Origin of the sequence: Shewanella electrodiphila, assembly GCF_023283985.1 — a bacterium.
Taxonomy (GTDB): domain Bacteria; phylum Pseudomonadota; class Gammaproteobacteria; order Enterobacterales; family Shewanellaceae; genus Shewanella; species Shewanella electrodiphila.
Genome location: NZ_JAKIKU010000011.1, coordinates 64,580 through 88,280, shown reverse-complemented (window position 1 = coordinate 88,280; position 23,701 = coordinate 64,580). Strand labels below are relative to the sequence as shown.

Here is a 23,701-nt window from a genome sequence, read left to right as displayed (position 1 = left end):
TTTTACAAACGATCACTTTACCGGTTTTACTTTTACGATGACCTAATTCACTGCCAAATGTGGATTGTTGTTCGTCATTCGTTACTTGAGGTTTTTATGAAACACATTATCAGTCTTTTTATTGCAATGACGTTGGGGGCTGTACTTGCTATTAGCACCGCTAACGCAGCTACTGATACCCGAGATAATCATCAACATGCTGATCACTCAATTGATCCGCATCCAATGTATTCATGCCCAATGCATCCAGAAGAAACCAGCCATGAAAAAGGTCGCTGCTCACTGTGTAATATGTTTCTGGTCAAAAATGAGCAATCTGCAATCGATGAATTAGTGACAAATAACCCCAATTACTATTGCCCAATGCACCCTGAAGAAACCAGCCATGAAAAAGGTCACTGCCCGCAATGTAATATGTTCTTAGTCAAGGAAGAAGAGGAAGAGTCCACTTCAGTTGAACATGCGGGTCATAGCCATACTCATGCTGTGACTCATGCTGTGACTCTGACTGATAAGTCAGCAAGTCAATCTAAAGCTGAGCAGGTACTTAGTCAGCCTAAACCGGCATTACTCACCACTCCACAAGCGAATGATGAAGGTAATATCAAATACGTTTGCCCAATGCACCCTCACGTGATTTCTGATGAACAAGGCACCTGCCCGATTTGCGGAATGAATCTAGAAAAAGTCACTATGGGCGGCGTAGGCGAAGAAGTCGTGGTTGGCGTATCCGGAGGTATGCAACAAGCACTTGGAATGCGAAGTGAACAAGTCAGCGAAGGCACATTATGGAAACTAGTTAAAACCATTGGCACCGTCGAATACAACGAAAACACCATTGGCCATGCGCATACCCGTGTCAGTGGTTGGTTAGAAACTCTCATGATCCATAATGTAGGTCAGAGGGTTAAAAAAGGCCAGCTGCTATATGAACTGTATTCCCCTGAGTTAATCAACGCTCAAGATGATTATATGCAAGCCAAAGATTATCTCATGCAAGACCCTGAACGCGGTGCTGGGCTGCTTAAAAAAGCTCGATTACGCCTTGAACTACTTGGGGTGAGTTCCACAACTATCCAACAACTGGAAAACACTGGCGAGACCATTTATCGCGTTCCATATTATGCCGACCAAGATGGCTTTATCAGTCAACTGAGTGTTCGTCATGGTATGTATGTTGAACCCGGAACAACCTTATTTGAAATCGTCGACTTACGAAGTGTTTGGGTTATTGCTGATGTGTTTGAAAATGAGCAAAGCTGGTTAGAGCAAGGTCGTCCAGTTGAAGTAACGTCTTCAGCCCAAGGTTTGTTCGATCTTGAGTCCACAATCGATTATATCTACCCAGAACTTGATCCCGTTTCTCGTGCGATGCGAGTGCGCATCAAACTCGAAAATCCAGGTAAAAGCTTAAAACCAGGCAGCTTAGTTGATGTGAAACTATTTGGCGGCCCAAAGCGCGGCGTATTATCCATTCCTACTGAAGCCTTAATTCAAACAGGCCGAGAGAACCGTGTTGTAGTCCAACGTGATGATAATAGCTTTGCTTCAGTAGCCGTCAAAGTCGGCATGATTGCTCAAGGTAAAGCAGAGATTATCGAAGGTCTGCAAGCGGGTGAAAAGGTCATCGTATCCGGCCAATTCTTATTAGATTCTGAAGCCAGTATTCAAGGTAGCTTGCAACGATTAAGTGGCAGTAACACTGAACCCGCAGCTGATCCTCATGCGCATCATTAATCGGAGGCTAACATGTTAGAAAAAATAATCAGCGCCTCGATTAGGCAAAGAGCTATGGTGTTAGTGCTTACTGCGGTGATTGCCTTAATTGGTTATCAGGCAATGCGTATGACACCACTGGATGCACTACCAGATTTATCTGATGTGCAAGTGATTGTAAAAACCTCATACCCAGGCCAAGCACCACAATTAGTTGAAGACCAAATAACCTATCCGTTATCAACCGCCATGCTCGCCGTACCTGGTGCTAAAACTGTTCGCGGTTTTTCTATGTTTGGCGACTCTTACGTCTACATTATTTTTGAAGACGGCACAGACATTTATTGGGCTCGCTCCCGAGTCTTAGAATATTTATCCCAAACCCAAGGGCAGCTACCCGACAATGTCACTCCCACTCTGGGACCTGACGCATCTGGAGTTGGTTGGGTATTTCAGTACGCGTTAGTTGATCGCAAAGGCCAACATGATTTAGCGCAATTGCGTTCACTGCAAGATTGGTTTTTAAAGCTTGAGTTGCAAAGTGTTAGCGGCGTGTCAGAAGTCGCGACTATTGGCGGCATGGAGCAGTCATACCAAATCATTGTTGATCCGCATAAGTTGGCTTTGTATCAAATTGATTTAATGACTGTAAAAAATGCCTTAGACAATTCTAACAGTTCAACAGGTGGCTCAGTCATTGAAATGGCAGAAGCCGAGTACATGATCACTTCAACAGGTTATCGGCAAACACTGGCTGACTTTAGGGAAATACCATTAGGCATAGTGTCTGAATCTGGCACGCCGGTATTGATGAAAGATGTGGCGCAACTACGCACAGGGCCTGCCGCCCGACGCGGAATCGCCGAACTAGATGGTAAAGGTGAAGTGGTTGGCGGCATTGTGGTGATGCGTTACGGTGAAAATGCCCTCGCCACCATCAACAATGTCAAAGATAAGCTTAAAGAAATCGAAAACGGCCTGCCTGATGGGGTGGAGTTAGTGATCACTTACGATCGCTCTGAGCTTATTCTTAACTCAGTGGACAATCTTAAACATAAAGTCCTCGAAGAAATGATGGTCGTAGGCATTATCTGCCTGATTTTCTTGCTTCATGCCCGCTCAACCTTAGTGGCGATTATCTCGTTACCAATCTCAATATTAATCAGTTTTATCGTGATGAATATTATCGGGGTAAATGCCAACATCATGAGTTTAGGTGGGATAGCCATTGCCATAGGAGCGGTGGTGGATGCCGCCATTGTGATGGTCGAAAATGTGCATAAGCATTTAGAACAATATCGAGAAAAACATAATGGTCAAACTCCTACGGGTGACACCCATTGGGAGTTAGTGCGAAAAGCTTCGGTTGAAGTCGGCCCAGCACTATTTTTCAGTCTGTTGATTATCACCTTAAGCTTTGTGCCTGTGTTTGCCCTAGAAGCTCAAGAAGGCCGATTATTTCACCCTTTGGCATTTACTAAAACCTTTGCCATGGCTGCCAGTGCGATATTAGCTATTACCTTGATCCCGGTGTTAATGGGCTATTTCGTTCGCGGTAAAATCCCTGATGAGAAGAAAAACCCTCTCAGCAGACTATTGATTGCCATTTACGAGCCTATGCTGCGTTTAGTGCTTAAATTTCCAAAGTTCACCATCTTATTAGCCATCATTGCCCTTGGCAGTGCGGTGTATCCAATGACAAAAATGGGCAGCGAGTTTATGCCTGAACTTGAAGAAGGTGATTTGCTTTATATGCCAACGACTCTACCAAGCGTAAGTGCTGGTAAAGCCGCTGAAATTTTGCAGCAAACTGACCGACTCATTAAAACCGTACCCGAGGTAAAGCGGGTATTTGGTAAGGTTGGCCGAGCGATGACTGCCACCGATCCTGCGCCGTTAACCATGCTAGAAACCACCATCATGCTTAACCCGCGTGATACGTGGCGCGAAGGTATGACACTTGAGGGGATCATTGCTGAGCTTCAAAAGACGGTTAAAGTACCCGGAATGACCAATGCTTGGGTTCAACCGATAAAAACTCGCATTGATATGCTCTCAACAGGAGTACGAACCCCTGTCGGAATTAAGATTTCCGGCGCAGATATTGATGAACTTCAGCGTATTGGTACTGAAATAGAAGCCGTTGTCAGCCAACTACCTGGTACGCAATCGGCATTTGCTCAGCGAACAAGTGGTGGCCGCTATATTGATATTGAGCCAGATCTTAAAAATGCTGCTCGTTACGGAATGACCCTCAAAGACATTCAAGATGTGGTGCAAATGGCCATTGGCGGTATGCAAGTGGGTCAATCTATTCAAGGGCAAGAACGTTACCCAATCAATATTCGCTACCCCCGCGAACTGCGTGACAGTATCGAAAAGCTGCAAGACTTACCTGTCATGACCAAAACAGGTAAATACTTACCATTAGGCAACTTAGCAACCATTTCTATTAGCGATGGTGCGCCCATGCTTGCCAGTGAAAATGGTAGATTAATCAGTTGGGTATTTGTCGATTTGGACAACATATCCATTGGTGAATATATTGCTACAGCCAAACAAGCGCTTAATGAACAAGTTCAGCTTCCACCTCGATATAGTTACACTTTTGCTGGCCAATATGAGTATATGCAACGCGTGAAAGCAAAAATGGAGTTGGTTATTCCGTTAATGCTTGCGGTGATTTTCATGCTGCTAATGATGACTTTTGGCTCATTTACCCAGGCCTCAGTGATCATGTTGAGCCTGCCATTTTCGCTTGTTGGCAGTGCATGGTTATTGTACTTGTTGGATTTCAATTTCTCGGTAGCAGTTTCTGTCGGGATGATTGCACTTGCAGGGGTCGCGGCTGAATTTGGTGTGGTGATGCAGGTATATTTGAATAACAGCATTAAAGACAGACAAGCCAAAGGGCAATACAAGCAGCGCAGTGATTTAAGCGAGGCCTTAATCCACGGCGCCGTGATGCGTATTCGCCCTAAAGCCATGACCGTTGCCACTATATTCTTCGGCTTATTACCGATTATGTGGGGCAGTGGTACAGGCAATGAAGTGATGCAGAAAATTGCCGCACCTATGGTCGGTGGTATGGTGACTGCGCCGCTACTGTCATTGTTTGTTATTCCAGCCATTTATTTACTGATATATGGCAGGAAACTACCAAGATCATCTGATTAAATAACACCATCAAAAAAGGCGCTCTCAGCGCCTTTTAAATTTTATAAACACAACATTGATTTTATAGATCTTCACTCATGATCTGCTGTTTAAGTTTGGCTAATTGCATCATTTTTACCATTCCCCACATCATGGTCACACCGCCAATCGCCACCATAACATACTGCACATTCGCATTATCTAATATCGGCATCGTTGCAATGTTAAAGCCTGCAAAAATGCCATATAAGCCCGCAGCCATTAGCAATGTTCCAGGGAAATCAATCACTGCTACCATGGTCATTTTCTTTTGAATATCTGCTAATTTTTGCTCTTTGGTCTGCGACATGTTTCTTCCTTGAACTGGGTTGATAAAACTAAAAATTTTGTCTGATTCACTAAGCTAACAAACCCATGACCTTGGCGAAAGTATAATTTAGCAATCAGGTAGACTCAGTTTAATGATTGAGAATGTGCCTCCTTGAGGATCATCAATCACCGCAAACCGACCCACATCAGGTATATCTGTCGGCGGCACGCAAATTTTACCGCCCAACTCATCCGCTTTAGCTGCCATTGCATCGCAATCTTCAACGCTAAAATACAACATCCAGTGAGGTGGCATATCGCCAAACTCTTCGGTCATTTCCATCATGCCACCAATAGCCTGCTGAGCCACCATCCATTGGGTATACTCAGCAACACCCACTTCCGACATGTCCACCGTTTCAGTGTCAAAGCCCAAAACTTGGCAGTAAAAGTTTTTAGATAAGCCTGCATTACGGCACATGTACTCAACCCAGCAAAGTGTATTAGGTTCAAAAGAACGTTTAATTCCTACATGTTCAATGGCTTGCCAAATAGAAAAACGCGCCCCTTCAGGATCGTGACAGACCGCCATTCGGCCTGAATCTCCCACTTCATGAGGGCCTGCAATAATTTCGCCACCAGCATGTTTAATCAATTTCACTGTTTCGTCGACATTATCGACTGCAAAATACAGCTCCCAATGTGTCGGCTGTGATGCCATTTCTTTTGGCATTTGATACATAGCACCAATATCATCACCCTCTATCTGCAGCATAGTGTAATGACCTTCTGGCATAGGCATATCATCGGCGTGCCATTGAAAAAGGTTTTGGTAAAAGCTTTTGGCAGAAAACCAGTCATGACTTGCAAGCTCTACCCAACAAGGCTGACCTTGAGCGTATTTAGACACTTTCATACATACTTGTCCTTGTAATAGTTAGCAATGAATAACGTGAACATGACTTAACAGTTAAGACGTTTTTTCAGCCGCTGTCGAGGAGAATCTTGATAAATACAACTCTTTACTGGCATAAAAAAGCGCCCTTATCTAAGGACGCTTTTGGAACGTTTGAGACTCACTAATTCAATCGTTAAGTACTTATCTTTATGTTAAGAACTTACCTTTATATAGACCAGATATAGTAAATCTGAGACTTCATTCGAATAATAATGCCGCGTATCACATCTAAAAAGCTCATAAACTCAGCAGGCTTAGTCCCTGATACCCAAGCTAATCCAACTGAACCGACTGGGATATCATACTCTGCAGACTCTTGTAGCTTTAAGCGGACAAAGTGATGCTTATTATTGATGTTTTGCCCTGTGGTCTGTCTGACATTGTCATCACGTGCTAATAAGCTGCCTTGCGCCTCTCCTGTTGCCTCAATAATCCCTTCAACTTCAGCGTTGAAAATTTTACTTGGGTACACCGCTGATGCAAACTCCGCCATTTGGCCAACCTCAACGTTACGTATCGCTTGGTGATTGACTCGCATCAGTACATACTTTTCATCGGTATACATCTGAATTCTCGGCGCAACACCAACATATTGGCCTTCTCGCATAATGAAGTTAGTCACATAACCATTAGCAGGTGCATAAACCTTTGTATTATCAAGGTTCCATTGTGCTTGAGCCACATTTTCGATTTCACTTTCTAAATCCGACTGACGGCTATCAACCGTTAAGTGAGCTTTTTGAATATCGAGCTTGGCTTTTTGAACTTCAGTTTTCGATTTAGCAATTTGAGTGACATAGGCATCGACTTTGGCTTGGGCTAAATCAACAGCTGTTTGCTGCTCATCTAACTGACTTTCTGTAATCGTGTCAGGCACTATGCTATTTTGCTCAACGTAACGCGCCAGCGTTGTCTCTTTCCAAGTTAAATCTTTCTTAGCTGCATGCAGTTGGTTTTTACTTATGGCTTCATCAGAATTTGCCGATTGCAGTTCTTTCTCTGCAATAAGGATATCTTCTTTCGCTAGTGACAATGCGACTGTCGCGGTTTGCTTACCCACAGAGGCTTTATTTAAAGCAATTTGATAGGGCTCATCATCAAGCTCATATATCAACTGCCCTGCCACGACCCTTTCATTGGGTTCAACATAAATACCTTTTACATTACCTTTAATTTTCGTTGACGCAGGACGTAACTGAATATGCGGTGATTGCACAACAGAGCCGCCTGTAATATCCATAGGTGCATAATTTAGTAAACCGACCCACACGAACATTAACCAACCCGTGCCCCCTAAATATGCAAACGCTTTAGTGCCTTTATTCCACGGCATACCCACCATACGCAGAATATAAATAAACAATGCCCATACGGCTAAACCTTCAATCATGAGTTAACCTCCTCTTTTTGGGGAGTGGCTGATACTGGTTCGTCAGTATCCTTTTCACGCCATACATCTCTAATTTTTCTCAGTGCTTTACCTGTATCAATAAACGCAACCATCACAGCTAATACCCAAACCCAATGCCACAAAAAGCCTATCCAGGTGAGCGCAGTGATGAGCCCTATTTGTTGATGGTTTTCTTTATGCGCCTTATCAATTGGCAATTCATGTACCTTCCAAAAGCCATAACCTGCTGCGGCAACTACGCCGACTAAAACCACTAATGCAACGCCATGAAGTGCAGCATCAACACCTGAATCGACGAATGGCATACTGAATAAACTCATATTGATCTCACTTCTGTAAACTTAGATGTGGCTAGTTTGCCCCTACCGCTTCAAATCACAACATTAAGTACCCATTTGTATCAATAAATGTTATTTTTTGAGTTAATCTGACACCTTCATGTCATTAACCTGAACCTTTACTACAGAGAAATTGCCATGGCTTTTAATGTCTCTTTTATCCGCGTTTGCTGTGTGCTTCCTGTACTGCAAGGGGTTGAAGATCGCTATAACATCACCCATAAGGATCTTTCGATCCCTGATAGCTTGATGTTAGAGCCCATGACATTGATCCCTTTCTCGGAGGTGGCCATGTGGTTAACAAAAATTGAGTTGTTAACAGGTGACAGTGACTACATGCTTAACATTCAAGAATATTTAGATATCGGCAGATTTAACCTGCCTAATAATTGGTTTCTCGCCACACCTGATTTAGCCATCACCTTTAGACGGGTTAACTATGCTATGGCTTGTTTTCATTCAGGGGCTAGTTATTACGGAGCTCAGTCAAACAAAATCATTAAGTGGTGTTATCGCAATGATTACGTCAGCTCAAAAGCAAAATCTCATGACTCGTTGAGAGTCGCACTGACCTTACTAAACACTTGTCGGTATTTTCTCGGAGCAGATTTTCAGCCCAAAAAAGTCATGCTTAGCGGCCCTTCAATTGGCCAACTTGGGGTTGAACAAGCCTTTGGCTGTAAAGTGACATGGAATGCGCCGCTTACAGAAATGTGGTTGGACATAGACTCTTTAATAAGCTCTGAACAAGATTTTTTATCTTCTCAGTCAACGCTGCAGCAAATTAAAAAAAACAACAGCAACAGCATCTCACTCAATCAGCTTGACTCTTATTTAAATATGCCACAAACCCATGACACACCTAAGGTGCTGTATGAGTTAGTCAATTACATTCGTTTTTATGGTTTACCTACAGTGGACTCATTGGCAGATTTGTGCGGTTTTTCACGTCAACAACTGCAAAGGCGTCTGCAGCAAAACGGATTCAGTTTTACGGAGTTAATGCGCTATATTCTCGGTAATTTGGCGATCAACTATATGCTAGAAGGAAGAAGCGTGAGTGAGGTTTCGGCCTTGCTAGGCTATGCGAATGTACGCAGTTTCAGTAAAAGTTTTCAGCGTCTTCATCGTCAAACACCGACTCAATATATTGAAAAGCTGCATCAAAAAAGCCCTCATAAGAGGGCTTAATATCAAACTGTAGCAATCAACATTTCATTATTGATACACAGGCAGTAAGTCCGCCATTGCTAACAGGTGGCAAGCACCAGTGACGATACCAAACAGCATCACCACAGCAAGTAATGGCGTGCCGCCTGGCACGCGATAACTCGTTTCGTCAGCAAACATTTTACGAGATTGATATGCCATCATCGCAGGTACAATCGCGGTCCAAATAGTGGCAGCTAAAGCGGCAAAACCAATCGCCATTAAGAAACCATTCGGGAATAATAAGCCTAAAACGGTTGGAGGAATAAACGTCACCACGGCGGTTTTTAAACGGCCATTGCTTGACTCATCAAAACCAAATAAATCGGCTAAGTAATCAAACAATCCGAGTGTGACACCTAAGAAAGACGATGCTACGGCAAGGTTAGCAAATAAAGTCAGCATGGTATTAAGCCATGAGCTAGACATGACTTCAGATAATGCACCAACTAATACGCCCATATTGCCGCCTTGGGCAATAATGTCACTGAAACTGCTACGAGAAATATTGCCCATCGTGGCTGCTAACCAACAGCTATAAATCACTAACGCAATAAAAGTACCGATGAATATCGCTTTGATAATCACCTTTGGCTGTTTGCCGTAGTACTTCACTAGGCTAGGCACGTTACCGTGATAACCAAAACTTGCCAAACCAAAAGGCAGCGCCGCTAAAATATAAGGCGCATAGCTTGCTTCGCCATCCGGTACTAATAATTTTACGCTATCGACATCAATGAGTAGATTGCCAACCGCTAAAAAGAAGGTAATGATCATACCGCCAATCATCACAGTCGTGATACGGTCAACGGCTTTAGTACTTATCACCACCACAGCTGCTAGCAAGGCCGCAAACACTAATCCTGCGAGGCTTTGCGGCAAGTTAATCCCCATACCCGACAAAGTATGGTTCACAATCGAACCACCGCCACTGATGTAAGCATAGGTAAGGATATATAGCACGAAGGCTATTGATAGGCCGTTCACGATACGCCAAAACTGACCTAAAGTGACTTTGGTTAGAGTGTCAAAGCTGTCACCTGGTTTAAAGTGTAAGTTGGTTTCTAACAGCAATAAGCCTGAAACTAACATACAGAACCAAATGCCGATGAGCATGACTATTGAATAGCCAAACCACATACCAGCACTCACAACAGGAAGAGAAAACATACCGGCACCAACAGTGGTACCAGCAATGATCATTGCGCCGCCTAACAAGGATTTATTTTTCAGCTGCGTTTGTGTTGAACTCATAAAGTTAGTCGTTACCCATGTTCCACAGTCACACTATCGACTATGGTTTTACGAACAGATAATCGCAACATGCCATTGGCATGGTCACGAATTCGGATGACAGCAAATTGATTGTCACTACCCGACAAGTGCCCTAATTCTTTTAATTTTACACTCAAATTATTGTAGAGTTTTTTATCATAAAACTCTGGCGCAGTAATTCCGTGTAAAGCACCTAAACGCTGAGCTAGCATATGGCTCGCGCTTTCGAGATCTGAACGTTCAATATCTGGCTTGTAAGCCAATAAATTAAAGATAATCGCGTAACGTTGTAATGTCTCACTGACAGTTTCGGACAATAGCATTAACTGGGTAATATTACCTTGATTGACTTCAAACTCGTCAGTACCTGAAATCAATTGCTGCTCAACAAACAAGTCTAAAACATGATCGACATATGCGGTTAAATCCTCGATACCCATAAACAATTCAGCTTTAAGTAATGGGTAAAAGTCATTGACGATTTTATGAATATTTTCACGATTATGTTCTTCATATTGCACTAAGCAACTGGCAATTAATGAAGGCACTGCCATCAAGTGAATAATGTTATTGCGATAATAACTCATCGCAATCACCGCATGCTCTTCAATCGCAATAATCTCACCTAATTGATCACTAGTTGAAGTAAACTTTTTCAGCGATAAACATTGCTCAATCAACTCACTTGGCGTCCCTTCGGCAACCGAGGTATAGCCGGTGTACGGCACATCTTTCAATAACTTCAGGTATAAGCCTAACTGGCTTTCAAGCTCACTGCGCTCTAACGCATTTTGCTCTGCAGCCAACAGCACCATACTGGTTAACGTGACTGAACTCGCCGCAGCAGCACTGTTGATATTGGTCATCACTTTATTGGCAAGTGTGTTAACCGCAGGCGTTAACCAAGTCGGTTTTTGCTCAGGATCTTGAGCAATTTCTTCACGCCAGTCTGGCGCTTGTTGGTTCAAGAATTGTTGTACGTTAATGGGTTCGCCAAAATTGACATAACCTTGACCAAAATTACCTAATTTACGTAATGCACCAAATACCTGCCACACCGATTCTTTTTGCTTCTTCTTACCGCTTAACTCTTTATGGTAAGTCGACACTTCCATCACGTGATCGTAACCCAAATACACAGGCACCAATGTCACTGGACGCTCAATGCCACGCAAAACACTGTTCACAGTCATCGCTAGCATGCCCGTTTTTGGCGCTAGTAAACGACCTGTACGTGAGCGACCACCTTCAGTGAAGTACTCAACTGAATAACCTTTGGCAAATAATTGATCTAAATATTCTCTGAATACGGCGGTATATAATTTATTACCGTTAAAACTACGACGAATAAAGAACGCACCACCACGACGGAACATTGGCCCCGCAGGCCAAAAGTTCAAGTTAATTCCGGCAGCAATGTGCGGTGGTACCATGCCTTGATAATAAAGGATGTAAGACAGTAATAAGTAATCCATATGGCTACGATGACATGGCACATAGACAATTTCATGGCCGTCATGGTGTAGCTTTCTGACTTTTTCGGCACTTTTAATACTGATACCACTGTATAACTTGTTCCATAACCAAGTTAAAAAGCGCTCAGCAATGCGGATCAAGTTATCAGAATAATCAGCGGCAATTTCATCGAGGTACTCAATGGCTTTTTCGCGTGCTTTCTCTTCCGAAATCTTTTTATTCGCCGCTTCTTCTTGAATCGCTTTAGTAATAGATTCAGATTTTAGTAACGAATTGAACATCGCTTGGCGATTTGGCAGTTGCGGTCCTGTCATCACTTTACGTTGACGTCTGAAATGGACTCGTGCAACGCGGATGAGTTTATGGGCAATACTGACATCCGTACCATGCTCATCAGCCATGTAACGTAATGACATTGCATTAGAGAATTGAATAAAGTTATGGCGACCTAAAAACAGGATCATTAACCACTTACGCAGCCAAGTCGGGTTTTCGCGCTCAAACACGGCAGCGGTCATGGTGTCATCTTCCTTACCAGGAATACGTCCCCAATAAAGACTAACAGGCACCAACTGAATATCTAGCTCTTTATTCTTTTGATGTAATTCGAGTAGTTTGGTGAAATTGGCGACAAATTTCTCACCACTGTGACGCTTGCCAAACAGCGGCTTACGTCCTTCAACACAGACAATTCTTGGGGTATTTAAACCATCAACATCCAGTCTTTCATAAGGACTTGGTAAGCCAAATTTAGCCGACATTTCATGCAAAGCAGCAATGTCACTCAGCGACTCTGTCTTCATGACATAGACCACTGGCTTTTCTGGATCTAGATTTAAGTCAGCGAACGGATCTTCAGGCACAACAACACTGTGTACCATTAATTTCTGAATCCAACGCAACGATTTAGCAATGATAGAATCTGGTTTTAGCATGAGTATTCGCATTATCTACAACGATTTATTGCGCATAGGATACCAGAATCTAGATGGGATTCACTAACCTGCTTATATGTAGTTAACAATTGAGCAGCATTATGAAGGCCATTCGCTGAAAATAATGAAGCAATTCCAATGCTGATTTATGCTGGACGAAATGCATCAACAGTACTGTATAAATATACTGTATCGACCTAAAACCTCTCTGTTAAGTACTAATGGTAAAATTAGTACCAATAAAAAACACATATAACCTAAAACAATCAAACCATTGATTTATATTAACTAAAATCCAATATCACATAATAAAAACAACAATGAACTAGCAGGTACCATAAATTTCATTGGTTAATACTTGCGCGACCAAAGATACTGTATATAATGACAGTCACTGTATAAAAAAACAGGAATCAATATGAGACCTTTAACGCCACGACAAGCTGAAATTCTAGAACTAATTAAATGTAATATTGCAGAGACAGGTATGCCGCCGACTCGTGCAGAAATTGCCACTAGATTAGGCTTTAAAAGTGCTAACGCTGCCGAAGAACATTTAAAGGCGCTGGCGAAGAAAGGCTGTATCGAAATTATTCCTGGCACTTCACGCGGAATCCGCATGATTCAGGAAGAAGAGGAAGTTGAAGAAGGCCTCCCTCTTATCGGACAAGTTGCAGCAGGTGAACCTATTCTTGCGCTGGAACATGTTGAACAATACTTCCAAGTTGATCCTGAAATGTTCAAACCAAATGCTAATTTCTTACTACGAGTTCGTGGCGACAGTATGAAAGACATTGGCATTATTGAAGGTGACCTATTAGCTGTTCACAAAATGCAGCAAGCTAAAAATGGTCAAGTGGTCGTCGCTCGTGTAGATGATGACGTCACAGTTAAACGTTTTGAAAAGAAAGGTAACGTTGTTTATCTGCACGCAGAAAATGAACAGTATTCGCCGATTAAAGTAGATTTAACATGCCAGAGCCTGACAATTGAAGGGCTTGCAGTTGGCGTTATCCGAAATGGAGGTTGGTTATGAACACATTATTAGGTAATGCACCACGTCATCCAGGCCTATGGGTCGATATGACATCAACAACTGCGCCAGTTAAACAAGGCATTGAAACTAAAAAAAGTGCCAACCAAGGCTTAACTGAGTTAACCCAGTTGTGTAGCCATTTGGCCATTTTAAGCCAGCAAGGTCGTTGGATTGTACTGATTAATCCTCCGCATATTGGCTATAAACAAATATTGGCTAACGCTAACGTTCGCATGGATCGTGTTTTGCTTGTTCACACTAAAGATGAAGTAGAAACGCTTTGGGCGATGGAAAAAGCACTAACAAGTGGTACTTCCAGTGCCGTTATTACTTGGACTACACCACTAGATGCGCGTGATAATCGACGCATTCAATTGGTTGCTAAAAGCGCATTAGCACAAGGTGTCATCATTGAAGATGTAAATACTCACTTACATGATGAACATATGGGTGCCAATACTTCTGTAACACCAACAAGCTTAAATTTATCTGCTTTTCACTAAACAAATCTCTCTTTAAAAAGCCCTTCATTTATGTGAAGGGCTTTTTTTGCGCCTTTTTTCAGCAAATTAGATGATAAAGTGATCTTGATCAATATTTAATCTCCAAGTAATGTAGTTAACAAGAGAGTAACAATTTGCTGTCACTCTTGAGTTTATAAAATGATAAAAAGCTACAAAACGCTGTAAAGATTGTGCTGGTACCATGCGGTATAGAAAGCCTTGAATAAAAAGCGTCAATTTAAGAATTGAAAAGTTCAGTATTAGGTACAAGTGTGGCCACCATAAACCAATAGAATAATCGAGTATTGATACTCGCAGCCACCGTGTACTTTGAAGTGATCAAACTTTTTCGGGAATAGAGAAGTTTGCATAGAGCAGAGTATTACTGTGTGACTTTTCCTTGTTGTTATTGCAAATCGCAATTGGCAGAGGAGTGGTCTTGTGAAGCGATTGTTGTATGGATTAATGGTGCTGCTATTTGCAGTACCGCTTGCGGCGGCTGATATGCCGCTTAACATGACGCAAGGCGTAACAGAAATCAGTGGCAAGGTTTATGACCTCCACATGATTATTCTATATATCTGTTGTGCTATCGGTGTTGTGGTCTTTGGGATCATGATTTACTCAATGATCTACCACAGAAAGTCAAAAGGCGCAGTGCCGGCTGATTTTCATGACAGTACCAAGGTTGAAATAGCATGGACAATCGTGCCATTTATCATCCTTATTGGTATGGCAATTCCTGCCACTAAAACTCTGATTGCTATGGAAGATCCTAGCGATGCAGATTTAACCATTAAAGTGACTGGCTCTCAGTGGAAATGGCATTACAGCTATTTCAACGAAGATGTCGAGTTTTTTAGTTTACTCTCAACGCCTGCAGAGCAAATCCAAGGCTCTGCGGAAAAGACTGAAACTTACTTATTAGAAGTCGATAAACCTCTCGTATTACCTATTAATCGTAAAGTTCGATTCTTGATGACCAGTGATGATGTTATTCACTCATGGTGGGTACCTGCATTTGCGGTTAAAAAAGATGCTAACCCTGGTTTCATTAATGAAGCATGGACAAAAATCGATAAAATCGGCACCTACCGTGGCCAATGTGCTGAGTTGTGCGGCAAAGATCACGGCTTTATGCCAATCGTGGTTGAAGCCGTTTCCGAAGCTGATTATGAGCAATGGCTGCTTGACCAAAAGCAGCTAGCCGTAGATGCCAAAGCTGCAGCTGAAGCTTCACTTTCACAAACACTCACATATGACGAGTTAATGGCTCAAGGTGAGCAAGTCTATATGGGCGTTTGCGCCGCATGTCACCAACCAAACGGTGCTGGTCTCCCTGGTGTATTCCCATCGCTGATTGGTAGTCCACTGATTAAAGGCCCGGTAAGTCATCATGTTGATATCGTGGTTAATGGTAAAGCTGGCACTGCAATGCAAGCATTTGCTAAACAGCTTACTGCTACAGAAATCGCAGCTGTTGTAACTTACGAGCGAAATGCTTGGGGTAATAACTCAGGTGATGTTGTACAAGCAGCTGATATTAATGGCGGCGGTTCAACAACTGAATCTGGCCCTGCGAGTGACAGTGCAACGCCTGTGACCTTACCAGCGACCGCTGACCAAGTAGAACAAGCTGCAACTGAAGCTGTTACCGAAGTGATAGAAGAAGCAAAAGCAGAAGTCGTACTTGATGATTTAACCATGGAAGAACTGATGACCATGGGTGAGCAAGTCTATATGACCAATTGCGCCGCATGTCACCAAGCCGCTGGCACAGGTTTACCTGGTGCTTTCCCTTCATTAATCGGCAGCCCAGCGATTGCAGGGCCTGTTGACGGTCATATTGAAGTTGTCGTCAATGGCAAAGCTGGTACTGCAATGCAGGCATTTGGCTCTCTACTCACACCGCAACAACTCGCAGCAGTTATTACCTATGAGCGAAACGCTTGGGGTAATGATTCTGGAGATGCTGTACAGGCTTCTGACGTTGATGGTCATGGAAAGTAAGGGATTAAAATGAGCACTATTACAAAAGATACAACCGAAGCTCATGATGGTCAGTCTCACGATGGCCATGATGATCACCATCATGGCGCGCCGAAAGGCATCATGCGCTGGATTTTAACCACTAACCATAAAGACATTGGCTCATTATATTTATGGTTTAGTTTCATCATGTTTCTCACTGGCGGTGCAATGGCGATGGTTATCCGCGCCGAACTGTTCCAGCCAGGATTGCAATTAGTTGATCCAAACTTTTTCAACCAAATGACCACAGTTCACGGGCTGATCATGGTCTTTGGTGCCGTTATGCCAGCCTTTACCGGCCTAGCTAACTGGCTTATTCCAATGATGATTGGTGCGCCAGATATGGCACTACCTCGGATGAATAACTGGAGTTTTTGGATTCTGCCATTCGCGTTTGCCATTCTGTTGAGTTCGCTATTTATGGAAGGCGGCGGGCCTAACTTTGGTTGGACCTTCTACGCACCACTATCAACGACCTACAGTCCTGATACCACGGCATTATTCGTCTTCTCAGTACACATTATGGGAATAAGCTCCATTATGGGCGCGATTAACGTAGTCGTGACTATTGTGAATATGCGCGCACCAGGTATGACATGGATGAAGTTGCCATTGTTTGTATGGACTTGGTTGATTACTGCATTCTTATTGATAGCGGTGATGCCCGTACTCGCAGGTGCTGTCACCATGGTATTAACCGATAAATACTTCGGTACTAGCTTCTTCGATGCTGCAGGTGGTGGCGATCCGGTGATGTTCCAGCATATTTTCTGGTTCTTCGGTCACCCTGAAGTTTACATTATGATTTTACCCTCCTTCGGTATTATCTCGGCGATTGTGCCAACCTTTAGCCGTAAAAAGCTTTTTGGTTATTCCTCCATGGTTTACGCCACCTCAAGTATTGCGATTCTGTCGTTCTTGGTATGGGCGCATCACATGTTTACTACGGGTATGCCAGTATTCGCCGAGCTATTTTTCATGTATTGCACCATGTTGATTGCGGTGCCCACAGGGGTGAAAGTGTTTAACTGGGTCGCAACGATGTGGCGTGGTTCTATTACCTTTGAAACGCCGATGTTATTCGCTGTCGCCTTTATCATCTTGTTCACTATTGGTGGGTTCTCGGGTCTGATGCTGGCAATTACGCCTGCGGATTTCCAATACCATGATACTTACTTTGTGGTTGCTCACTTCCACTACGTGTTAGTGACGGGTGCTGTGTACTCCATCATGGCCGCCGCCTATTACTGGTTGCCTAAATGGACAGGACACATGTATAGCGAAACCTTAGGTCGCTGGCATTTCTGGTGTAGTACGATTTCAGTCAACGTGTTGTTTTTCCCAATGCATTTCTTAGGACTTGCGGGTATGCCTCGCCGTATTCCTGATTATGCAATTCAATTTGCTGATGTTAACCAAATCGTCTCTATTGGCGGGTTTGCATTTGGTTTATCGCAACTTATCTTCTTAGCCGTAGTGATTAAGTGTATTAGAGGCGGCGAAAAAGCAGCAGGTAAACCTTGGGAAGGCGCTGAAGGTCTAGAATGGACCATCGCAAGTCCAGCACCTTATCACTCATTCACTACACCACCAGAGGTAAAGTGATATGAGCCAGCCAACAAAATCAAACCGTAAATTACTAATAGGTCTCGTACTGGGCTCTATTGGTATGTTCGGCTTTGGTTTTGCACTGGTACCGCTTTATGACGTGCTTTGTGACACCTTGGGAATTAACGGAAAACCCCAAGGTACAGCAAGTAGTTATGAGGCGGTGGTCGTTGATAAAGAACGCACCATTACTATTGAATTTATCGCCCAAGTACAAGGCAGCATGCCATGGGAGTTTGGCCCTAAAGTGAACCGTATTCAGGTTCACCCAGGCGAACTCACTCGCACAGCATTTTTAGCAAAAAACCTTTCTGCTAAACCCCTTGTCGGCCAAGCAATACCCTCGGTATCGCCTGGTCAAGGTGCGGCGTATTTCAATAAAACCGAGTGTTTCTGTTTCAATCAACAACCCCTAGCTGCAAAGGCTGATGCTGAACTGCCATTAATCTTTTATGTGGATCCAGACTTACCAGATTCCATTAAAACTTTGACTCTCTCTTATACCCTCTATGACATCACAGACAAACAAACTGCGGCCATAGAGCAAGGAGCAGCAAGATGACAACTAAACATGAAAACTACTATGTGCCAGCGCAAAGCGTTTGGCCCATTACCGGCGCTATCGGGTTATTCCTGATTGCTTTTGGTGCAGGTTCCTACGTGCAACAGCTAGCCACTGAAGATACTTCAGGTGGTTATATCCTAGTGGCTGGTATTGCAGTCATTATCTTTATGCTATTTGGCTGGTTTAAAAATGTCATTGATGAATCAATGTCAGGCTTATATTCAGCACAAATGGACCGTTCATTTCGCCAAGGAATGAGCTGGTTTATTTTCTCTGAAATTATGTTCTTCGGGGCATTTTTTGGCGCCTTATTCTACGCCAGAATGGTGGCTATTCCATGGTTAGGTGGTAGCTCGAATAATGCCATGACCCATGAAGTGTTATGGCCAACATTTGAAGCCATGTGGCCATTGATCAAAACCCCTGATGGCACCACCACTGAAGCCATGCCTTGGACTGGGTTACCGCTTTATAACACCCTCATCCTTTTAGCTTCTTCAGTCACCTTGCACTTTGCTCACGTGTCACTGGAAAAGTCTAAACGTAGTGCATTAAAAGTCTGGTTAGGCTTAACCATTTTATTGGGTATCGGGTTCTTATTTTTGCAGGTTGCAGAATATGTTCACGCATACCAAGAAATGGGGCTCACGCTTTCATCGGGCATCTACGGTAATACCTTCTTTTTGCTCACGGGTTTCCATGGCATGCACGTCACACTGGGTACGGTTTTTCTGATTATCTTGTTCTTTAGGATTCTCAAAGGCCACTTCACTCCAGAAAGCCATTTTGCCTTCCAATCAGGCAGTTGGTATTGGCATTTTGTCGATGTGGTTTGGCTCTGTTTGTTTATTTTTGTCTACGTCATTTAAACAAACTAATAAGGCCTTGGATTAGGGGTTACCCAACCTAATCCTAAGGCCAGTAATAACAGCACCATCACCAAAGCAGAAAAGATAACTCGACGTCCTAAAAATTGACTCATTGGTTGTTTATTTTCAGCTTTAACCATAATAAACAAGGCTCTAGCTAGATTAAATAATATGAATACAAGCAGCAGTACTAATACAAGCTTGAAAATAACTAAGGTATCCATGGGCTCTCCTTTGCGAGTCTGGCGATTATCTACTGGGTTATTGCTGCTTGTTACTGTGAGTGTGTTTTGTATTTTGGTCAAGTTAGGCGTTTGGCAACTTGATAGAGCTGAGCAAAAAACGGCGTGGCAAGCCACCTTGTCAGCTAGACAAGCTGCGAGTGAATTAAGTTTTGATCAACTGCTTGCTTTTGGCGCTGATGAAAGACTCAGTGGTTACCGTTTAAGCGTCAATGCGACTCCGGTAAATCAGCAAATATTGCTACTCGATAACCAAGTGTTTGAAGGGCGAGTCGGTTACTTAGCCTACCAAGTCTTTCAAGTTGATCATGCAGGTGCTAATACAAATGTTGTTACAGGTACTAATACAGGTGCTATTACAATTGATAATGCTGAAGCAGTAAAAAAAGACCTACCTTGGCTTATGGTTGAATTAGGCTTTGTTGCTGCCAATATCGATCGTCGAATTTTACCTGACATAACCCCTGTACCACTGTCAGCCATTAGCCTAACGGGTCGTGTTTATCAAAAACAAATTAACCCTTTAAGCCACCAGCTCCATGCAGAAGACGGCAAAGTGATGCGTTTTCAAAACCTCAATTTAGCGGCCTTAGCTGAGAAAATAGGCCACCCACTGGCACCAGTAGTACTGCAGCCAGATTCAATCCCTAACATTGCATTACCTAACCCTTGGACACCCATTCCATTATCAGCCCAAAAACACCAAGGCTACGCACTGCAATGGTTCACCATGGCGGCAGTATTTTTGTCACTGATGCTATGGATAGGATGGAAACACTTAATAAAAGCGACACCTAAAAACTCAACTCATGCCACTAATACCAAGACAACTAGCAAGACAAGTGAAAACGAATAAAACCAAACTAATAAATTAAGCCGTAACAAGAGGAGCAAGTATGAACTCCCCAGTAAAACCTAAAAACAACAAGGCATTGTTTGCCCTAGTACTGGTATTTATCTTACCAGTGGCCATCGCAAAGCTGGTATTAAGCATGGACTTATACAATGGCGCTGCAACCAATAAAGGCCAACTCATTCCGCCAGAGGTGAGCTATCAAAGCTTATCAATGGAAAATCCGCATCCGCAATCTTGGCAGCTGTTATATCTATTGCCTAAAGACTGCCTAGAGCAATGTCAGCAACGTTTATACGTACTGCATCAAAGTCATGTGGCTCTGGGTAAGCATCAAGATCGCGTGAGTCCGATTATCATGCTGCAACCTGATAGTGACACGGCAATCCTTGAAAAGCTCAAAGTGCCATTTGAAACAGCCAATGCTAGCCAAGCCATCATCGCAATGATGACTGAACAGCAAATGATTATTGTCGACCCGCTCGGCAGCCTAGTGATGGAATATCCTGGCATCATCGGTGAGCAAGAAAATATGGCTCAAGGCAAGTCAATGATTGCCGACCTACGTAAGTTATTGAAGTTGTCGAGGGTCGGTTAATGGATATAAAAAACCTCCTCAAATTCACCTTGGTATTTACCTTCGCTGTTATTTTAATGGGCGCTTATACCCGCTTATCAGATGCGGGCTTAGGTTGTCCTGATTGGCCAGGTTGTTATGGTCATATTGGTGTACCCAGTGATGCAGCCGACTTGGCTAAAGTAGAAACCAATTTTCCAGATCTTACCGTCGAGCCTGAAAAAGCTTGGCTAGAAATGATCCACCGTTATATTGCCGGCGCATTAGGCTTAATGGTGTTAACTATTTTAATTGTTTGCTTAAAAAGAGCCGATGCACCGAAAAAACTGCCGATCTTCATTTCCGCACTGATCTTATTTCAAGCGGCATTAGGTATGTGGACCGTCACGATGAAGTTAATGCCCATTGTGGTAATGGGGCATTTGATCGGCGGCTTTAGTTTATTTGCCTTACTACTATTGCTCTACCTAAGAACCAAACCCTTAAGGATCCCCGGCGGCGATTCTTACGCGCGAAAACTCGGGCCATTAGCAATGGTGAGTTTAGTCGTGTTAGTGATACAAATTATTTTAGGCGGCTGGACATCATCCAACTACGCCGCATTAGCTTGTACCACATTGCCTATTTGTGAAGGTGACTGGTTAGAAAACCTGCAATTTGCTAAAGCCTTCTCGCCATTTCAGGGCGATCACCCTAGCTTTGAATATGGCGTACTTGAATACCCTGCTCGAATGACGATTCACGTCACTCATCGCATTTGGGGTGTTATCACTGCCATCAGCTTATGCTGGCTAGGCGTTAAATTACTCAAAGCACAATCGTCAACCATACGTCAAAGTGCGTGGATATTAATTGCCCTTGTCGTATTACAAGTAGGCTTAGGCATCAGCAATATTGTAATGCACTTGCCTTTAGGCATTGCAGTCTCACACAACGGCGGCGCAGCATTACTGCTGTTAACCGTTATTTTCATTAACTATGCGCTGTGGCGTAAAGCATAAAGCAAGGATTCTATTATGGCTAAATCACTATCTTTACCCGCAAGCGCAACCAAAAATGACACTCTGCAATGGCGTGCTTATTTCGAAATGACCAAACCTAAAGTCGTCGCGCTGATGCTACTGACGGTATTGGTCGGTATGTGCTTAGCACTGCCTGGCGCTGTACCGCTGCAACCACTTATTTTTGGCATGATTGGCATAGCCATGATGGCAGGCGCAGCAGCAGCTTATAATCATCTTATTGATCGCCGTATCGATGGTTTAATGGCACGTACCTACAACCGTCCTTTACCAAAAGGTAAAGTGTCTGCAATTAAAGCAATGACCTTTGCAACGTCTATCGGACTCGGTGGCTTTATCATTTTATACGCTTTAGTGAATCCATTAACTGCATGGCTGACTTTTGCTAGTTTAATTGGCTATGCAGTGGTGTATACCGCCTATTTAAAACGCGCGACACCGCAGAATATTGTCATTGGTGGGTTAGCTGGTGCCATGCCACCACTATTAGGCTGGACAGCTGTGACCAATGAACTGCATGGTAATGCACTGTTATTAGTGATCATCATTTTCACTTGGACACCACCACATTTTTGGGCTTTAGCGATTCATCGTAAAAAAGAATACGCCAAAGTCGATGTGCCAATGCTACCTGTAACCCACGGAGTAGAGTTCACTAAAACCTGTATTTTGCTATACACATTATTGCTAGCAATAGCCTGTTTATTGCCTGTGCTTGTTGGTATGTGTGGCCCAGTTTATTTAGTGGGTTCCACCATTTTAAGTTGTGGCTTTATCTGCAAAGCATGGCAACTTAAATATCATGACAAACCAGGGTTGGCGATGGATGTATTTAAGTTCTCTATCTACCACTTAATGATTCTGTTTTTGGTGTTACTTGTCGACCATTACCTTTGGGTCAATTAATGACAGTATCAGTGACCAGTAGAGGGGAAGGAATGTGAAAAAGATAATCGCACTGGCTGTGATGATGTTAGGTTTAGGGGTGGCGGTAGCGGTTAATTTTTCGCAGCCTAAGCCGCTTGAACTTGCCAGCAGTTATATGTTCGACCAACCAAGAGCATTAGCGCCATTTACTTTGCATGACCAACTGGGCAATGAGTTTACTAATCAGCAACTACTAGGCAAATGGAGTTTAGTGTTTGTTGGGTTTACCTCATGCCCTGATGTGTGCCCAACCACACTGAATAAGCTCAATGCTGCTTATACTGAACTGCAATCAGTATCAGACGATATTCAGGTGGTGTTTGTCTCGGTTGACCCTGACAGAGATTCGCAAACCAAGCGCTTAGATTACATCAACTTTTTTAATAAAGACTTTAAAGCAGTCACCGCTGAACATGCACAGTTATTCCCGTTCACCAGAGACTTAGGCTTTGCCTACGCCATGGTGGGAGACGGCGCTGACTATCAAGTCGACCACAGCGCTAGTTATGTTTTAGTATCACCTAAAGGGGAAAAGTTTGCGGTGTTTAAACCCAAACAACAACCAGGGAAAATTCCACAGATTTTAAATAAAGAGCTGGTTGCTGATCTAAAGCAGATTATTGAAAGTGCTTAAGATTTTATATAGGTATTGGAAATATAACAAAGCCTCAATATGAAAGTATTG

General features: G+C 43.2%; 21 protein-coding genes. 14 read left to right on the top strand and 7 right to left on the bottom strand.

Annotated features, from left to right (window positions below; all coding sequences use genetic code 11):
- Positions 1-96 precede the first annotated feature (96 nt).
- Both L2737_RS17620 and L2737_RS17615 read left to right on the top strand, forming a co-directional pair.
- Entirely contained in the window at positions 97-1,737 is a 1,641-nt protein-coding gene (locus tag L2737_RS17620) for an efflux RND transporter periplasmic adaptor subunit (protein WP_248956615.1), read from the top strand.
- 12 nt (positions 1,738-1,749) lie between these two features.
- Positions 1,750-4,893 carry an efflux RND transporter permease subunit gene (locus L2737_RS17615; protein WP_248956614.1) on the top strand — a complete coding sequence of 1,048 codons (3,144 nt, stop codon included), beginning with the start codon at positions 1,750-1,752 and terminating at the stop codon, positions 4,891-4,893.
- Between the two features lie 61 nt (positions 4,894-4,954).
- Here the strand turns inward: L2737_RS17615 and L2737_RS17610 are convergent, their stop codons facing one another.
- The 4 genes from L2737_RS17610 to L2737_RS17595 all read right to left on the bottom strand — a co-directional run bounded on the left by L2737_RS17610 (position 4,955) and on the right by L2737_RS17595 (position 7,870).
- Positions 4,955-5,221, bottom strand: a complete 267-nt coding sequence (locus L2737_RS17610) for a CorA family divalent cation transporter (protein WP_248956613.1) — start codon at positions 5,219-5,221, stop codon at positions 4,955-4,957.
- A gap of 87 nt (positions 5,222-5,308) precedes the next feature.
- On the bottom strand, positions 5,309-6,097 hold the full coding sequence (locus tag L2737_RS17605; protein WP_229370828.1) for a VOC family protein: 789 nt from the start codon (positions 6,095-6,097) through the stop codon (positions 5,309-5,311).
- A gap of 208 nt (positions 6,098-6,305) precedes the next feature.
- A complete protein-coding gene (locus L2737_RS17600; RefSeq protein WP_248956612.1) occupies positions 6,306-7,529 on the bottom strand; it encodes an HlyD family secretion protein in 1,224 nt (407 codons plus the stop codon).
- Positions 7,526-7,870, bottom strand: coding sequence for an MFS transporter (locus tag L2737_RS17595; RefSeq protein ID WP_229370826.1), 345 nt, complete (start codon positions 7,868-7,870; stop codon positions 7,526-7,528). The genes L2737_RS17600 and L2737_RS17595 overlap by 4 nt, the downstream gene beginning before the upstream one ends.
- Before the next feature lie 156 nt (positions 7,871-8,026).
- Between L2737_RS17595 and L2737_RS17590 the strand changes: the two genes are divergently transcribed.
- On the top strand, positions 8,027-9,079 hold the full coding sequence (locus L2737_RS17590; protein WP_248956611.1) for an AraC family transcriptional regulator: 1,053 nt from the start codon (positions 8,027-8,029) through the stop codon (positions 9,077-9,079).
- A gap of 27 nt (positions 9,080-9,106) precedes the next feature.
- On the opposite strand, the gene mtr is transcribed toward L2737_RS17590, so the two are convergent.
- Positions 9,107-10,351 (bottom strand): tryptophan permease, encoded by a 1,245-nt coding sequence (gene mtr, locus L2737_RS17585; protein ID WP_248956610.1) that lies wholly within the window; start codon positions 10,349-10,351, stop codon positions 9,107-9,109.
- 11 nt (positions 10,352-10,362) lie between these two features.
- Entirely contained in the window at positions 10,363-12,783 is a 2,421-nt protein-coding gene (gene plsB / locus L2737_RS17580; RefSeq protein WP_229370822.1) for a glycerol-3-phosphate 1-O-acyltransferase PlsB, read from the bottom strand.
- Between the two features lie 418 nt (positions 12,784-13,201).
- Here plsB and lexA point away from each other — a divergent pair, with 418 nt between their 5' ends.
- From lexA to L2737_RS17550, 6 genes are all read left to right on the top strand, one after another.
- Positions 13,202-13,819 carry a transcriptional repressor LexA gene (lexA, locus tag L2737_RS17575; protein ID WP_102526723.1) on the top strand — a complete coding sequence of 206 codons (618 nt, stop codon included), beginning with the start codon at positions 13,202-13,204 and terminating at the stop codon, positions 13,817-13,819.
- Positions 13,816-14,322 (top strand): cell division inhibitor SulA, encoded by a 507-nt coding sequence (locus tag L2737_RS17570; RefSeq protein WP_248956609.1) that lies wholly within the window; start codon positions 13,816-13,818, stop codon positions 14,320-14,322. The genes lexA and L2737_RS17570 overlap by 4 nt, the downstream gene beginning before the upstream one ends.
- 441 nt (positions 14,323-14,763) lie before the next feature.
- Positions 14,764-16,332 carry a cytochrome c oxidase subunit II gene (gene coxB / locus L2737_RS17565; protein ID WP_248956608.1) on the top strand — a complete coding sequence of 523 codons (1,569 nt, stop codon included), beginning with the start codon at positions 14,764-14,766 and terminating at the stop codon, positions 16,330-16,332.
- Between the two features lie 9 nt (positions 16,333-16,341).
- On the top strand, positions 16,342-17,958 hold the full coding sequence (gene ctaD / locus L2737_RS17560) for a cytochrome c oxidase subunit I (RefSeq protein WP_248956607.1): 1,617 nt from the start codon (positions 16,342-16,344) through the stop codon (positions 17,956-17,958).
- Position 17,959: 1 nt separating this feature from the next.
- Entirely contained in the window at positions 17,960-18,523 is a 564-nt protein-coding gene (locus L2737_RS17555; protein WP_229370819.1) for a cytochrome c oxidase assembly protein, read from the top strand.
- Positions 18,520-19,395, top strand: a complete 876-nt coding sequence (locus tag L2737_RS17550; protein WP_248956606.1) for a cytochrome c oxidase subunit 3 — start codon at positions 18,520-18,522, stop codon at positions 19,393-19,395. Before L2737_RS17555 ends, L2737_RS17550 begins: the two co-directional genes overlap by 4 nt.
- Before the next feature lie 5 nt (positions 19,396-19,400).
- Here the strand turns inward: L2737_RS17550 and L2737_RS17545 are convergent, their stop codons facing one another.
- Positions 19,401-19,619, bottom strand: coding sequence for a DUF2909 family protein (locus L2737_RS17545; RefSeq protein WP_102526718.1), 219 nt, complete (start codon positions 19,617-19,619; stop codon positions 19,401-19,403).
- Between L2737_RS17545 and L2737_RS17540 the strand changes: the two genes are divergently transcribed.
- From L2737_RS17540 to L2737_RS17520, 5 genes are all read left to right on the top strand, one after another.
- A complete protein-coding gene (locus tag L2737_RS17540; protein ID WP_248956605.1) occupies positions 19,618-20,493 on the top strand; it encodes an SURF1 family protein in 876 nt (291 codons plus the stop codon). The genes L2737_RS17545 and L2737_RS17540 overlap by 2 nt on opposite strands.
- Before the next feature lie 40 nt (positions 20,494-20,533).
- Positions 20,534-21,088, top strand: a complete 555-nt coding sequence (locus tag L2737_RS17535) for a hypothetical protein (protein ID WP_248956604.1) — start codon at positions 20,534-20,536, stop codon at positions 21,086-21,088.
- The gene (locus L2737_RS17530) at positions 21,088-22,068 is read left to right on the top strand and encodes a COX15/CtaA family protein (protein ID WP_248956603.1); all 981 of its coding nucleotides are present in this window, start codon (positions 21,088-21,090) and stop codon (positions 22,066-22,068) included. The genes L2737_RS17535 and L2737_RS17530 overlap by 1 nt, the downstream gene beginning before the upstream one ends.
- 15 nt (positions 22,069-22,083) lie before the next feature.
- The gene (gene cyoE, locus L2737_RS17525) at positions 22,084-22,995 is read left to right on the top strand and encodes a heme o synthase (protein ID WP_248956602.1); all 912 of its coding nucleotides are present in this window, start codon (positions 22,084-22,086) and stop codon (positions 22,993-22,995) included.
- 61 nt (positions 22,996-23,056) lie between these two features.
- A complete protein-coding gene (locus L2737_RS17520) occupies positions 23,057-23,650 on the top strand; it encodes an SCO family protein (RefSeq protein WP_248956640.1) in 594 nt (197 codons plus the stop codon).
- The last annotated feature ends 51 nt before the right edge of the window (positions 23,651-23,701 follow it).